The sequence below is a fragment of the Ancylobacter terrae genome, assembly GCF_045108345.1.
GTDB lineage: Bacteria > Pseudomonadota > Alphaproteobacteria > Rhizobiales > Xanthobacteraceae > Ancylobacter.
The window spans coordinates 737,776-751,862 of record NZ_JBJGXH010000001.1 but is presented as its reverse complement, the minus strand read 5'-3'; the positions used below and the strand labels follow the sequence as shown (position 1 = coordinate 751,862).

13 protein-coding genes are annotated in these 14,087 nt (G+C 73.0%); 7 read left to right on the top strand and 6 right to left on the bottom strand.

Going from position 1 to position 14,087, the window contains the following annotated elements; all coding sequences use genetic code 11:
- Positions 1 to 68: 68 nt before the first annotated feature.
- The 4 genes from ACEUEL_RS03535 to ACEUEL_RS03520 are packed head-to-tail and all read right to left on the bottom strand — an operon-like array spanning position 69 to position 2,813.
- Positions 69 to 1,304 carry a CCA tRNA nucleotidyltransferase gene (locus ACEUEL_RS03535; protein ID WP_405702203.1) on the bottom strand — a complete coding sequence of 412 codons (1,236 nt, stop codon included), beginning with the start codon at positions 1,302 to 1,304 and terminating at the stop codon, positions 69 to 71.
- Positions 1,301 to 1,564 carry a DUF6111 family protein gene (locus ACEUEL_RS03530; RefSeq protein WP_405702200.1) on the bottom strand — a complete coding sequence of 88 codons (264 nt, stop codon included), beginning with the start codon at positions 1,562 to 1,564 and terminating at the stop codon, positions 1,301 to 1,303. Before ACEUEL_RS03530 ends, ACEUEL_RS03535 begins: the two co-directional genes overlap by 4 nt.
- The gene (locus ACEUEL_RS03525; protein ID WP_405706550.1) at positions 1,564 to 2,208 is read right to left on the bottom strand and encodes a CoA pyrophosphatase; all 645 of its coding nucleotides are present in this window, start codon (positions 2,206 to 2,208) and stop codon (positions 1,564 to 1,566) included. Before ACEUEL_RS03525 ends, ACEUEL_RS03530 begins: the two co-directional genes overlap by 1 nt.
- Before the next feature lie 14 nt (positions 2,209 to 2,222).
- Positions 2,223 to 2,813 (bottom strand): DUF1285 domain-containing protein, encoded by a 591-nt coding sequence (locus ACEUEL_RS03520; protein ID WP_405702198.1) that lies wholly within the window; start codon positions 2,811 to 2,813, stop codon positions 2,223 to 2,225.
- A gap of 177 nt (positions 2,814 to 2,990) precedes the next feature.
- On the opposite strand from ACEUEL_RS03520, the gene ACEUEL_RS03515 reads away from it, so the two are divergent.
- The 4 genes from ACEUEL_RS03515 (at position 2,991) to ACEUEL_RS03500 (ending at position 10,124) form a co-directional block, all read left to right on the top strand.
- On the top strand, positions 2,991 to 4,001 hold the full coding sequence (locus tag ACEUEL_RS03515) for an AAA family ATPase (protein WP_405702197.1): 1,011 nt from the start codon (positions 2,991 to 2,993) through the stop codon (positions 3,999 to 4,001).
- A gap of 17 nt (positions 4,002 to 4,018) precedes the next feature.
- Positions 4,019 to 4,951, top strand: a complete 933-nt coding sequence (locus ACEUEL_RS03510) for a DUF58 domain-containing protein (protein ID WP_405702196.1) — start codon at positions 4,019 to 4,021, stop codon at positions 4,949 to 4,951.
- A gap of 51 nt (positions 4,952 to 5,002) precedes the next feature.
- Positions 5,003 to 7,846, top strand: a complete 2,844-nt coding sequence (locus ACEUEL_RS03505) for a DUF4159 domain-containing protein (RefSeq protein WP_405702195.1) — start codon at positions 5,003 to 5,005, stop codon at positions 7,844 to 7,846.
- Between the two features lie 211 nt (positions 7,847 to 8,057).
- Complete coding sequence (locus tag ACEUEL_RS03500; protein WP_405702193.1) at positions 8,058 to 10,124, top strand: hypothetical protein; 2,067 nt, start codon at positions 8,058 to 8,060, stop codon at positions 10,122 to 10,124.
- Here ACEUEL_RS03500 and ACEUEL_RS03495 read toward each other — a convergent pair.
- Together ACEUEL_RS03495 and ACEUEL_RS03490 are read right to left on the bottom strand one after the other, a co-directional pair.
- The gene (locus ACEUEL_RS03495; protein WP_405702191.1) at positions 10,075 to 10,515 is read right to left on the bottom strand and encodes a nuclear transport factor 2 family protein; all 441 of its coding nucleotides are present in this window, start codon (positions 10,513 to 10,515) and stop codon (positions 10,075 to 10,077) included. The two genes, ACEUEL_RS03500 and ACEUEL_RS03495, sit on opposite strands and share 50 nt — an antisense overlap.
- A gap of 57 nt (positions 10,516 to 10,572) precedes the next feature.
- Positions 10,573 to 11,091, bottom strand: coding sequence for a GNAT family N-acetyltransferase (locus tag ACEUEL_RS03490; RefSeq protein ID WP_405702189.1), 519 nt, complete (start codon positions 11,089 to 11,091; stop codon positions 10,573 to 10,575).
- An 840-nt stretch (positions 11,092 to 11,931) separates the two neighbouring features.
- Here ACEUEL_RS03490 and ACEUEL_RS03485 point away from each other — a divergent pair.
- The 3 genes from ACEUEL_RS03485 to ACEUEL_RS03475 all read left to right on the top strand — a co-directional run bounded on the left by ACEUEL_RS03485 (position 11,932) and on the right by ACEUEL_RS03475 (position 14,079).
- Positions 11,932 to 12,495 (top strand): helix-turn-helix domain-containing protein, encoded by a 564-nt coding sequence (locus ACEUEL_RS03485; protein ID WP_405702186.1) that lies wholly within the window; start codon positions 11,932 to 11,934, stop codon positions 12,493 to 12,495.
- A gap of 18 nt (positions 12,496 to 12,513) precedes the next feature.
- Complete coding sequence (locus tag ACEUEL_RS03480; RefSeq protein WP_405702183.1) at positions 12,514 to 13,041, top strand: GNAT family N-acetyltransferase; 528 nt, start codon at positions 12,514 to 12,516, stop codon at positions 13,039 to 13,041.
- Between the two features lie 72 nt (positions 13,042 to 13,113).
- A complete protein-coding gene (locus ACEUEL_RS03475) occupies positions 13,114 to 14,079 on the top strand; it encodes a glutathione S-transferase family protein (RefSeq protein ID WP_405702182.1) in 966 nt (321 codons plus the stop codon).
- Positions 14,080 to 14,087 lie beyond the last annotated feature (8 nt).

The window sequence follows — 14,087 nt, the reverse complement described above, 5'->3', positions numbered from 1 at the left end:
CGGCATGCAGGCTTGGGGTTGCGCCCCCGCAATCGGCTGGGAATCAGCGGCGACACACTCCCCTAACACTATACCAGCGCGTTGACGATTCCCTCCAGCGCCGCCGCATCCGCCGGGAACCCCGCCTCGACCCACATCGCCTCCGCCCGCGCCAGCGCCTCGCCCAGCGCCGGGCCGGGGGCGAGGCCGCGGGCGAGGAAATCCGCCGCCTTCAGCGGAAACACCGGCGGCGCCCATCGCGCCGGCAGGCCGGCCAGCGCCCGCCAGCCGGCATCCGCGAGCGGCGCGCCGGAACGGGCGAAGGCGATCAGCGCGCGGTCCTCGAACATCGTCCGGCCGAAGCGGTACAGCGCCGCCTTCTGGCCCTTCTCGCACATGCCCGGCGTCGCGGCGGGGCCGGCCATGTCCTCGAGCCGCGTCGCCTCGGCCTTGGAGAGCCGCAGCACCTCCTTCAGCGCCGCCGCATCCGCGCTCGAGCGCACCGCCAACGCACCGAGCCGGCGCATCGCGTCCGGCGCGATGCCGAGTATCGCCTCGACCTCGGCGAGCCGCGCCAGCGCGGCGACCTCGACGGGCGCGCCCTCGCCGCGCCCCAGCACCGGCGCCAGCAGGCCGGCGGCCTGCATCTCGGCCAGCGTCTCGCCGGCGCGCGGCGCCACCAGCAGCTTGACCAGTTCCGCCCGCACCCGCTCCCGCGAGAGCCCCTCCAGCCCGGCACGGCCCCGCACCGCCGCCGCCAGCGCCGCCTCGTCCAGCGGCCCGCGGCCATAGGCGGCGTGGAAGCGGAACAGCCGGAGGATGCGCAGATAGTCTTCGCGGATGCGGGTATCGGCATCGCCGATGAAACGCACCCGCCCCGCCCGTGCGTCCGCGACGCCGCCGACGAGGTCGACCAGATCGCCCCCGCGCGTCAGGTACAGCGCGTTCATGGTGAAGTCGCGCCGGTGCGCGTCGTGGCTCCAGTCGCGGCCGAAGGCGACCACGGCGCGCCGCCCGTCGGTCTCGACGTCCTCGCGCAGCGTCGTCACCTCATAGGGCACGCCCTCGGCGATCACCGTCACCGTGCCGTGCTCGATGCCGGTCGGCACGCATTTCAGCCCCGCTGCCCCGGCCCGCGCCGTCACCACCTCGGGCCGAGCCGTGGTGGCGATGTCGACATCCGAGCGCGTGCCACGTTCCAGCAGCCAGTCGCGCACGGCGCCGCCGACGATGCGGGCCTCCTCGCCGTCGCGGTCGAGCACGGCGAGCACGGTGGCAAGGCCCGGATGTCCCTCCAGCAGTCCGGCCGGGTCGGGCATGCTCATTCGATGTGGCCCGGCACCAGCACGCCGTCCTTCCAGGTCGGCGGCACGTAGCTGCCGGCGGTCGGCTGCCGACCCTCCATCTCGAACAGCACCAGCCCGCCGGCCACCAGCAGCACGGCCGCGAGCGAGCACAGCAGGAAGGCGGTGGTCGACCAGCCCGACAGCGCGGAATCGAGGCCCCGCCCGAAGCGCAGATACAGCGCGAACACGATGAAGGGCGCGAGGAACAGCGCCAGTTCGGTCAGGACCACGCGCAGCATCAGCCGTACACCCGCTCATGCAGATTGCGCAGGATGCCCCCCGTGACGCCCCAGATATGCCGGTTCTGCCAGGTCATGGCGTGGAAGATGCGCATCGTTCCCTCCGCCTCGCGTTGATGCCGCTCATGGTTGGCCGGCGACATGAGGAAGTCGAGCGGCACCTCGAAAGCCTCGTCCACCTCGTCCGGGTTGAGGGTCAGGCCGAAGCGCGGTTCCACCAGACCCACCACCGGCACGATACGGAAGCCCGTGCGCGAGAGATAGGCGTCGAGATAGCCGAGCGGCCGGACAAGGCCGGCGTCGAGCCCCACCTCCTCCTCCGCCTCGCGCAGCGCGGTGGCGAGCGGGCCGTCGTCGAACGGCTCCACCTTGCCGCCGGGAAAGGAGATCTGGCCGGGATGGTGCGGCAGATGCGCGGCGCGCTGGGTGAACAGCAGCGTCGGCGCGGGGCGCGCAATCACCGGCACCAGCACCGCCGCCGCGCGCGCCGGCTTGCCCGGCGCCGGCCGGAACTGCGGGGTGAGATCATGGTCGCCCCGCTCATCCGCCACTTCCACCGCCGGCGCGCGGGCGAGCCGCTGCCGCGCCCGGGCGAGGAAATCGGCGAGCGCGGGAGACACCGCATCCTCGCCGCCACTGGCCATCCGCTCGGAACCCGTCACGAGGCCGCATCCAGCACGGCGGCGGGAGCCATGGGGAAGAACGAGCCGCCCGAGGCGACGCCGATCACCCGCTCGCCGGCCACCTCGCGCTCTTGCGCCCGCTCGACGAGGTCGAGATAGACCGGCCGCGTCAGGCGCGCCCAAAGGTCGCGGCGCACATGGAGATAGGGGCGCAGCCCGCCGGTGCCGGGCTCCGGCTCGAAGCGCAGCGGGTGGGCGGCGTCGCAGGCGATCACATCGTCGAGATTGGTGCGGAAGACGAGCCGCTCGCCCCCCTCGCCGCTCTCGACCGCCATCTCGACCGCGAGGAACGGCGCGTCATCGACCCGGATGCCCAGCTTCTCGGCCGGCGTCACCAGCACGTAGCGCCCGTTTTCGCGGCCCAGCACCGAGGCGAACAGGCGCACCAGCGCCATCCGGCCGATCGGCGAGCCCTCGTGGAACCAGGTCCCGTCCGTCGCGATTCTGATGTCGATTTCGCCACAATCGGGCGGATTCCAGCGCTCGATCGGCGCCGCGCCGCGCGCGCCGGCCGCCTTCGCGGCGGCCAGAAGCGCCTCGATCTGCCCGGAACCTGCTGAATTCATGTCGCTTTCCACGTATCTCCGCCCATCCTCGCGCAGTCGTGATCCCCTGCCCGATGGTCGACGCAAGGCCAAGATAGCGTAAGCTTGCGGATGAGACAGCCGCCGGGCGGAAGTACCGTGCATTGCAATAACTGATTTTGCAGCGCAACATTGCCGGCGAAGGTTCAGGAGAGAGCGATGACCTCGACGCCGGGCGGTAACTTCGAATCTCTGGACGCCATGATCATCCGCAACGCCGAGACCACGGCCGCCAATGTGCGCGCCGCCCGCAGCGGCATCGGCGCGGTGATCTTCGGCCAGGAGGCGGTGGTCGAGCGGGCGCTGATCACCATCCTCTCCGGCGGCCACGGCCTCCTCGTCGGCGTGCCCGGCCTCGCCAAGACCAAGCTGGTCGAGACGCTCGGCACCGTGCTGGGCCTCGACGCCCGCCGCGTGCAGTTCACCCCGGACCTGATGCCCTCCGACATTCTCGGCGCCGAGGTGCTGGAGGAAAGCGCGGGCGGGCGGCGCTCCTTCCGCTTCATCCCCGGCCCGGTCTTCGCGCAGTTGCTGATGGCCGACGAGATCAACCGCGCCTCGCCGCGCACCCAGTCGGCGCTGCTGCAGTCGATGCAGGAAGGCCACGTCACCGTCGCCGGCGCGCGCCACGACCTGCCCAAGCCGTTCCACGTGCTCGCCACCCAGAACCCGCTGGAGCAGGAGGGCACCTATCCGCTGCCCGAAGCCCAGCTCGACCGCTTCCTGATGGAGATCGACGTCGATTATCCCGACCGCGACGCCGAGCGGAAGATCCTGTTCGACACCACCAGCGCCGAGGAGACCAAGCCCCGCGCGGTGATGACCGCCGAGGATCTCGCCGCCGCGCAGCGGCTGGTGCGCCGCCTGCCGGTCGGCGAATCCGTGGTCGAGGCGATCCTGACGCTGGTGCGCTCGGCCCGTCCCGGCCCCGAGGCCGGCGCCATGGGCAAGTTCATCGCCTGGGGCCCCGGCCCGCGCGCCTCGCAGTCGCTGATGCTGGCGGTCCGCGCCCGCGCGCTGCTGGACGGGCGCTATGCGCCTTCGGTCGACGACGTGGTGGCGTTGGCCGAGCCGGTGCTGAAGCACCGCATGGCGCTCACCTTCGCCGCCCGCGCCGATGGCGAGAGCGTGCCCGGCATCATCGCCAAGCTCGCCGCGCGCATCGGCTGACGGGGAGGCCGCATCGGGTGGAGATCGACGCCGACAGTGCCGTCCGCAACGCCGCGCAGGATGCGGCCGGGCTCATCGCCGCCATGCCGCGCCTCGTGCTGGAGGCGCGCAAGATCGCCGCGAGCGTGCATCACGGCCTGCACGGCCGCCGCCGCGCCGGCACCGGCGAGAATTTCTGGCAGTACCGCCGCTTCATGGACGGCGAACCCTCCAACCGCGTCGACTGGCGCCGCTCCGCCCGCGACGACCATCTCTACGTCCGCGAGCGCGAATGGGAAGCCGCCCACACGGTGTGGATCTGGCCGGACCTGTCGCAATCCATGGTCTTCGCCTCGCCGCTGGTGTGGGAGACCAAGCGCGACCGGGCGCTGGTGGTCGCCTTCGCGCTGGCCGAGCTTCTCGTGAAGGGCGGCGAGCGCGTCGGCATTCCCGGTGTCATGCGCCCCTCCGCCAGCCGCAACATCGTCGAGAAGATGGCCGAGGCGCTGGTCCACGCCACCCGCCTGCCGGAGAGCCTGCCGCCCGCCTTCGCGCCCTCGCGCCTCGCGGAGATCGTCCTGCTCGGCGATTTCTGGAGCCCGACCGGCGAGGTGGTCGCGCGGCTCGGCGATCTCTCCGCCACCGGCGCCCACGGCCATGTCGTGCAGGTGTGCGATCCCGCCGAGGAGACCTTCCCCTTCTCCGGCCGCATCGAGTTCCGGGAGCCCGAGAGCGGCTCGCGCCTGACCGTCGGCCGGGCCGAGATGTGGCGCGACGAATATGTCGCCCGCGTCGCCCATCACCGCGCCGCCATCCGGCACGAGGCCGAGCGCCACACCTGGAGCTTCCTCGTCCACCGCACCGACCGGCCGGCAAGCGAATTGCTTCTCGCCCTGCACGCGCGGATGAGCGGCGGCGCGCCGATGACGGCGCTGGCCGCGCCCGCGCCCGAGGGGGGAGCCGCCGCATGAGGATGAGCACGGACATCGTCGCCGGGCGCGCGGCCGGGGCGGAGGGCTGAGATGCTGGGTCTGCCGATCGCCTTCGCCTCGCCGCTGCTGCTGACCGCGCTCGCCGGCCTGCCGCTGCTGTGGTTCCTGCTGCGCCTGGTGCCGCCGCGCCCGCGCGCGGTCTCCTTCGCGCCGACGCGGCTCCTCTTCGATATCCCGCCCAAGGAAGAAACACCGGCCCGCACGCCCTGGTGGCTCACCGTGCTGCGGCTGCTGCTCGCCGCCCTCGTCATCCTCGCCGCCGCCGGCCCGATCTGGAATCCGCCCGTCGCCGGCCCGGCCGCCAGCGGCCCGGTAGTGCTGCTGATCGACAGCGGCTGGCCGGCCGCCTCCACCTGGGAGGCCCGCCGCCGCAGCGCCGAGGGCGTGGTCGCCGACGCCGACCTCGACAATCGCGGCATCATCCTCATCCCCACCGGCGATCCCCCGCTGGAGCCGCGCGTGCTGCGCCCGAGCGAGGCGCGCGACCGGCTGCGCACCCTCGCCCCGGTGCCGCACGCCCCCGAGCGTGCCGCCGTGGTCGAGGCGGTGCGCCGCGCGGTCGAGGCGGCCCCCGAGGCCTCGCTGGTCTACCTCGCCGACAGCGTCGACACCGGCGGCGGCGAGAGCTTCCCCGCCGATCTGCGCGCCGCCCTCGGCGACCGCCCGATCGTCACGCTGGCCGGCGGCGTCACCGAGCCGCTGGCGCTCGCGGGCGCCGACAACGGCATCGACGCGCTCACCGTGAAGGTGCTGCGCGCCGACCTCGACACCTCCGCCCGCGAGGGCACGGTGCGTGCGCTGGACATGCGCGGGCTCGGGCTCGGCGAGGCGCCCTTCTCGTTCGAGCCCGGCGCGGCCGAGACCGAGGCGCGCTTCGACCTGCCGGTCGAGATCCGCAACGAGGTGGCGCGCATCGAGATCACCGGCGAGGCCTCCGCCGGCGCGGTGCAGCTGCTCGACAAGCGCTGGCGCCGCCGCACCGTCGGCCTCGTCTCCGGCGCCACCGCCGACCAGCGCCAGCCCCTGCTGGCGCCGACCTATTACCTCACCCGCGCGCTCGCCCCCTTCGCCGACCTGCGCCTCGCCGAGGGCCGCGCGACGTCGGAGAGCATCGAGCGCTTCATCGATGCCAAGCTGCCGGTGATCGTGCTCTCCGACATCGGCACCATCACGCCCGAGGCACGCGAGCGGCTCGAGCGCTGGATCGAGGGCGGCGGCGTGCTGATCCGCTTCGCCGGCCCGCGCCTCGCCAACGGCTCCGACGACCTCGTGCCGGTGAGCCTGCGGCGCGGCGGCCGCGTGCTCGGCGGCTCGCTCTCCTGGGAGCAGCCGCAGAAGCTCGGTGCCTTCGCGCCCGAAGGCCCGTTCCGCGACATCCCCGTGCCCGGCGACGTCACCGTCCAGCGCCAGGTTCTGGCCGAGCCGGACGGGCTGCTCGCCTCCCGCACCTGGGCGACGCTGACCGACGGCACCCCGCTGGTCACCGGCGAGCGGCGCGGCAGCGGCGTGCTGGTGCTGTTCCATGTCACCGCCGACAGCACCTGGTCGGACCTGCCGCTGTCGGGCGCCTTCGTCGACATGCTCCGCCGCACCGTGGCGCTGGGCGGGGCGAGCGCGACCGACGAGACCGGCTCCGACGTCGCCGCCGGCGGCGAGACCGTCGCGCCGAGCCGCCTGCTCGACGGCTTCGGCGCCTTCCGCCCGGTGACGCCGACCGCCAAGGCGATCCCGGTCGGCTATGCGGGGCGCGCCACCGCCGACCACCCGCCCGGCTTCTACGGCCCGCCGGAAGGCCTCGTCGCGGTCAACACGCTGCTGCCGCGCGACCGCCTCGCCCGGCTCGACCTCTCCGGCCTCGGCACGCTGGAGCCCTATCGCGACACCGCCCCGCGTGATCTGCGCGGGCCCGTGCTGCTCGCCCTGCTCGCGCTCCTGCTGGTGGATGCGATGATCGTCTTCCTGCTCGCCGGCGGCTTCGCCCGCATCTTCCGCCGCCCCGCCGCCACCGCCGCGCTGCTGATCGGCCTTGGCCTGTCCGGCCTGCCGCTCGGCGGCGAACGGGCGCAGGCGCAGCCGGCCGCCCCCGCCGCCTCGCCCTCCGCCACGCTCTCCCCGGCCGAGCGCGATTTCGCGATGAAGGCGACCGGGGCGACCCGCATCGCCTATGTCGTCACCGGCGACGCCGAGACCGACGAGATCAGCCGTGCCGGCCTCACCGGCCTCACCGCCTTCCTCGGCCAGCGCACCGCGCTGGAGGCGGGCGAGCCGATGGGCGTCGACCCCGCCCGCGACGAGCTCGCCTTCTTCCCGCTGCTCTACTGGCCGATCGTGCCCGGCGCCCCCGCCCCCTCCGCCGAGACCCTGGCCCGCATCGACACCTTCATGAAGCAGGGCGGCACCGTGCTGTTCGACACCCGCGACGCCGGCACCAGCCTGCCCGGCGCCGATGGCGGCGCCGCCGCCGTGAACCCGGCGCTGCGCCGCATCCTCGAGGGGCTCGACATCCCCGAGCTGGAGCCGGTGCCGCGCGACCACGTGCTGACCAAGGCGTTCTACCTGCTGCGCGACTTCCCCGGCCGCTACACCGGCGGCACCACCTGGGTCGAGGCCCTGCCGGAACCCGCAGAGGGCGAGGAGCGCCCCGCCCGCGCCGGCGACGGTGTCTCGCCGGTGATCATCACCTCGAACGATCTCGCCGGCGCCTGGGCGGTGCGCGAGGACGGCCAGCCGATGCTGCCGCTCTCCCCCGGCGAGCCGCGCCAGCGCGAATTCGCCTACCGCGCCGGCGTCAACCTCGTGATGTACGTGCTGACCGGCAACTACAAGGCCGACCAGGTCCACGTCCCGGCGCTGCTCGAAAGGCTGGGGCAGTGAGCATCCTTTCCTCCACGCTCTCATCGGCTCCCCGGACAAGCGGCGCGCAGCGCAGCACCGATCCGGGGCCCGGGAGAGAATCGGCGAAGCCACGAAATGCTCATGTGAAGCGCCTTCGGCGGACTCTCTCCTGGGTCCCGGATCGGCGCTCCGGCTTCGCCTGCGCTGGTCCGGGACACCGGCAGCCGCACCGTTCTGAAGGAGCCGCCGCATGAATCTCGGCCTCGGCTTCGATCCGCTCATCCCGCTGCCCTGGCTGATCGCCGCGGCGGCGATCGCCGGCGCCGTCGCGCTGCTGGTGCTGCTCGCCCGCACCCGCGGCGCCATCTTCCGCGCGCTGGCGCTGGTGCTCGCCGTGCTGGCGCTGGCCAATCCCTCGCTCACCCGCGAGGAGCGCGAGCCGCTCTCCACCGTGGTCGCCGTGGTGGTGGACAAGAGCGCCAGCCAGGAATTCGGCGACCGTGCCCAGATGACCGAGGCCGCCCGCGCCGAGCTGAAGGAGCGGCTCGACAAGCTGGCCGGCGCCGAGGTGCGCTGGATCGATGCCGGCTCCGGCGCCGGCGAGGTCGACGGCACCCGCCTCTTCACCGCCCTCTCCGCCGGCCTTGCCGACGTCCCGCCCGAGCGCGTCGCCGGCGCCATCTTCCTCACCGACGGGCGGGTCCACGACATCCCCGCCAGCATGGCCGCGCTCGGCTTCCGCGCGCCGGTGCACGCCATCGTCTCCGGCCGGCCCGGGGAACGCGACCGCCGCGTGGCGCTCACCTCGACGCCGCGCTTCGGCATCGTCGGCCAGAACCAGACCGTCGGCTTCCGCGTCGAGGACGAGGGCGCCCGCCCGGGCGCGCGGGTCGGCGTCACCGTGCGCCGCGACGGCGAGGTCATCGCCCGCCCCATCGTCACCGCCGGCGAGCCCGCCGAGGTCGATGTCGAGATCACCCATGCCGGGCCGAACATCGTCGAGATCGAGGCCGCCCCGCTGGAGGGCGAGCTGACCCCGGTCAACAACCGCGCGGCGCTCTCCATCGACGGCGTGCGCGACAAGCTGCGCGTGCTGCTGGTCTCCGGCGAGCCGCATGTCGGCGAGCGCACCTGGCGCAACCTGCTGAAGTCCGACGCGAACGTCGATCTGGTCCACTTCACCATCCTGCGCCCGCCGGAGAAGCAGGACGGCACGCCGATCAACGAGCTCTCGCTGATCGCCTTCCCGACCCGCGAGCTGTTCCAGCAGAAGATCAAGGATTTCGACCTGATCATCTTCGATCGCTACGCCCAGCAGGGCGTGCTGCCGATGATCTATTTCGACAACATCGTACGCTATGTCCGCGAGGGTGGCGCCGTGCTGGTCGCCGCCGGCGCCGACTACATCTCCGACGGCTCGATCTTCCAGACCCCGCTGGAGGCGATCCTGCCCGCCGAGCCGACCGGCGAGATGGCCGAAGCGCCTTATTTCCCGCGCCTGTCGAAGGACGGCGCCCGCCACCCGGTGACCCGCGCCCTGCCCGGCTCGGAGAGCGATCCCCCGCATTGGAGCCGCTTCTTCCGGGTGATCGAGACCACCGGCGCCAAGGGCACCAACGTGATCGACGGCCCGGACGGGCGCCCGGTGCTGCTGCTCGACCGCGTCGGCGAGGGGCGCGTCGCGCTGCTGCTCACCGACCATATCTGGCTGTGGGCGCGCGGCTATGAGGGCGGCGGGCCCTATATCGACCTGCTGCGCCGCCTCTCGCACTGGCTGATGAAGGAGCCCGAGCTGGAGGAGGAGCGCCTGACCATGGTCGCGCGCGGCGGCGATCTCGTCATCGAGCGCCAGACCATGGGCGAGAGCGTGCAGCCGGTGACGGTGACCACGCCCACCGGCCAGAACCGCACCGTCACCCTCTCCCCCGCCGGACCCGGCCTGTTCCGCGCCACCTTCCCAGCCGACACGCTCGGCCTGTGGCGCGCCAGCGACGGCACCTTCACCGCGCTGGTCAATGTCGGCCCGCTGAACCCGCGCGAATTCGCCGAGGTGACCTCGACCACGGAAACGCTGCGCCCGATCGTCGAGGCGACCCGCGGCGGCGTCTGGCGCATGGCCGATCTGGCGGGCGGCGTGCCGCGCGTCGTGGCGGTGCGCTCCGGCGAGCGCTTCGCCGGCGAGGACTGGATGGGCCTCGCCATGCGCGAGGTCTCGGTGGTGCGCGGCCTCGGCCTGTTCCCGCTCTTCGCCGGCCTCTCCGGCCTGCTCATCCTGCTCGCCGGCATCGCGGCGGCGTGGGCACGGGAGGGGCGGTGAGGCGCCCCATGCGCAGGTAGCGGATGGTTGCCTCCCGCCGTCGCGCGCCGGCGGCGGGCCGGGTGCCCTGGTGGAACAGCAGCTCCCAACCCGCTGCGGCCTGTCGCCAGAGCGAACTGCGGATCGTTCCGGTTTCGGCGATCCGGTAGGTGACGAGAACGAGCCCCGCCTGCACCTCCCGCGCCTCGAAATCCGCCAGCGTGCGGGCGCCCTCGAAGCCGGGGGCGCGTCGCAGCTCGCGCATGACCGCCGGCTTGTCATAGATCCGGCCCGACTGCCCGATCTCGCGGAAATCGTCGGCTAGCGTCCGGCCGACAAAACCGGCGTCGGCGCGCATCGACGGATCGAGCAATTGCTGCTCGATCACCTTCAGTTCGTCCGCGAAGTCCATGCGCCGACTCCCGAAACGGGTTATCGTGATAGGTCCGGAAGCGCGGCCGGGCCGCCCCTACTCCGCCGCCACGCGCGGCGGGTCGCGGCGCACCGCGCCGGCCACGCTATCGATGGCCGCACCGTCCAGCGTCGCCAGCAGCAGCCGCGCCGGATCCACCGGCCCCGGCAGCACGATCTGCCCCTTGGGCACGCGCACGAAGCCGAGCCGGCCGTAATAGGGCTCGTCGCCCACCAGCAGCACCCGCGTCGCGCCCGCCTCCTTCGCCGCCGCCAGCGCCCGCTCGCAGAGCCGCCGGCCGATGCCGTGCGAGCGGAACGGCGGCTCCACCGTGAGCGGACCGAGCAGCAGCGCCGGCGCCGCGCCGATCAGGATCGGCGTGAGGCGCACCGAGCCCACCAGCATGGTGCCGATATGGGCGGTGAAGGAGAGGTCGCGCCGGTGCGGATTGCCCTCGCGCAGCCGGAAGGCGGTGCGCGCGAAGCGCCCCGGCCCGAAGGTGCGGGCGACCAGCCGCTCGATGGCGGCATCGTCGGAGGGCTTCTCGGGCAGCAGGGTGATGGAAAGGTCGGTCATGGGATCAGCGGGCTCGATGCGATGCGGCGGGGCCGCGCGCCGACCCGCGAGAGCTCACGGGCGGGGCGGCAGGACGGCAGACGACGGCGCGCGCCCGAAGGCGCGGGCGGGCTCGTCTCGTCGTCGCTGTACCGGCAGCCGCATCATGGGTCTCGTTCCCGAAGGTCCGGCCCGATAGCACAGCCGGCCGGCGAGGTCGAGAGCCCGCCCCCATCGCCGCCGCCGCAGCGGCGCCGGGCGGCGGACGCGAGCGGCCCCGGGGTGGATCCGCGCGGACGGCCACCGCCCGGCATTCGCAACGGGTGAGGGACGTGAATCGATCTGCCCGCAAACGCCCGTATCGTACTGGAACGACACAGTTTCGGCTCTCATCCTCATCTGTCAATGAAGGTGACGCACACGCCCCGCGCCGGTGCGGGCCGCCTGACGCACCGCCGCCCGCATCGGACCAGACCGACGCGGTGGTCCTCGGGATCACCGCCCGCCCAGCCGCGCCACGCGGGCCACCCGGGCTCGTCGCGGGCGATGGACCGGCGCCGGATCCCCGTCCCGTCCGCCGGCGCGCGAGGCCGATCAGGCCGATCCGATCCCGGCCTCCGCCAAGACGAGGCGGCGACAGCGGAGCCGGAGCGTCGCCGGAGGCGGGAGGCGTCCCCGTCCCGGGACCTTGGCGGGCGCGGCACCCGGTCTCCACGGCCGGGCGAGACCATGGCGCCGGATGCCCCCCCGCGGCATGCGCGCCAGCGCCTCGCCGCCAACCTGAAGCGACACCCGCGCGGGCGCCGGGGCGCGGGCCGGACGCCCTTGCCACGCCCCAAGCCTGACTACTATAAGAAACATATGTCCATCATAATTGACGATACCGGCACCCGCCTCGCCGCCCGCCTGCGCCTCGAGCGCGAGGCGCGCGGCTGGTCGCTGGCCGATCTCGCCGCGCGCGCCGGCCTCGCCAAGGCGACCATCAGCAAGATCGAGCGCGGGGAGATCAGCCCCACGGCGGTGACACTGGTGCGCCTCGCCACCGCCTTCGACCTCACCCTCGCCGGCCTGCTGCTGCGCGCCGAGGGCGGCGATCGGCTGGTGCGCGCGGCGGAGCAGCCGCTGTGGCGCGATCCCGCAAGCGGCTATGTCCGCCGGCAGATCTTCGCCCGCCCCGATCATCCGGTCGAGCTGGTCGAGGTCGAACTGCCGCCCGGCGCACGGGTCGCGCTGCCGGCCTCGTCCCTCGCCCGCATCCGCCAGATCGTGCAGCTGCGCGCCGGCGAACTCGTCATCGTCGAGGGCGAGACCCGCCACGCGCTGCGCCCCGGCGACTGCCTCGGCTTCGGCCCGCCCGCCGACATCGTCTTCGCCAACGAGACCGACGCGCCCTGCCGCTATCTCGTCGCCCTCACCCGCCTGTAGCGCACCCCGAGCCCCGCCATGCCCGACGCCGCCACCATCCGCCCCCTCGCCCCGGACGAGCCGACCATCGCCGCGCTATCGAGCCTGCTCATCGAGACGGTCGCGGGCGGCGGCTCGGTCGGCTTCATGCACCCGCTCGACGCCGGAAAGGCCGCTGCCTTCTGCCGCGCGGCGCTGGAGGGCGCCGCACGCGGCGAGCGCATCATCCTCGGCGCCTTTCGCGGGGAGACGCTCGCCGGCACGGTGACGCTGCAGCTCGCGCTGCCCGAGAACCAGCCGCACCGCGCCGAGATCGCCAAGATGATGACCCGCCCGCCCTTCCGCGGCCGCGGCATCGCTTCCGCCTTGCTCGCAGAGGCCGAGCGCCTGGCCATCGCGCGGGGGCGCACCCTGCTGGTGCTCGACACCGCCAGCGAGGAGGGCGCATCCGGGCTCTACGAGCAACACGGCTTCGTCTTCGCCGGCGAGATCCCCGGTTTCGCGCTGAAGCCGCATGGCGGGCTCACCGGCACGCGGCTCTATTTCAAGCGCCTCGCCCCGGCGTGAGAGCCCCCACTGGCATCCGTGCCCGCTCTCCCCCATCCTGCCGGCCCGGTAGGCAGAGCGCAGGAGTGAGCGATGGGCCTTCTCGTCGACGGCAAATGGACCGACCAGTGGTACGACACCAAGTCCACCGGCGGCCGCTTCCAGCGCACCACCACCACCTTCCGCAACTGGATCACCGCCGATGGCAGCGCCGGCCCCACCGGCACGGGCGGCTTCAAGGCCGAGCCGGGGCGCTATCACCTCTACGTCTCGCTCGCCTGCCCCTGGGCGCACCGCACGCTGATCTTCCGCGCGCTGAAGCGGCTCGACAGCCTCATCAGCGTCGACGTGGTCGATCCGCTGATGGGGTCGGAGGGCTGGGTGTTCGGCGATGGCGCGGGCGGCCTCACGCCGGGCGCGACCGGCGACACCGTGCTCGGCAAGGCCCGGCTCTACGAGGTGTATCTGGAAGCCGACCCGCATTATTCGGGCCGCGTTACCGTGCCGGTGCTGTGGGACAAGGCGCACGGCACCATCGTCAGCAATGAATCGGCGGAGATCATCCGCATGTTCAATTCCGCCTTCGACGCTTTCACCGAGGCGCGCGAGGATTACTACCCGCCGGAGCTGCGCGCCGAGATCGACGCGCTGAATACGCGCATCTACGATGCGGTGAACAACGGCGTCTACAAGGCGGGCTTCGCCACCGCGCAGGAGGCTTACGAGGAAGCCGTGAGCGCGCTGTTCGCCATGCTGGACGAGCTCGACGACCGCCTCGCCGGCAGCCGCTTTCTGCTCGGCGCGCGCCCGACCGAGGCCGACTGGCGGCTCTTCACCACGCTGGCGCGCTTCGACGCCGTCTATGTCGGCCACTTCAAGTGCAACATCCGCCGCATCGCCGATTACCCGAACCTGTCGCGCTACTTCCTTGAACTCCTGGCCGTTCCCGGGGTGCGCGAGACGGTGAACCTCACCCACATCAAGCGGCACTACTACGGCAGCCACAAGACCATCAACCCGACGGGGATCGTGCCGGTGGGGCCAGTGTTGGGGTGGTGACGAAAGCA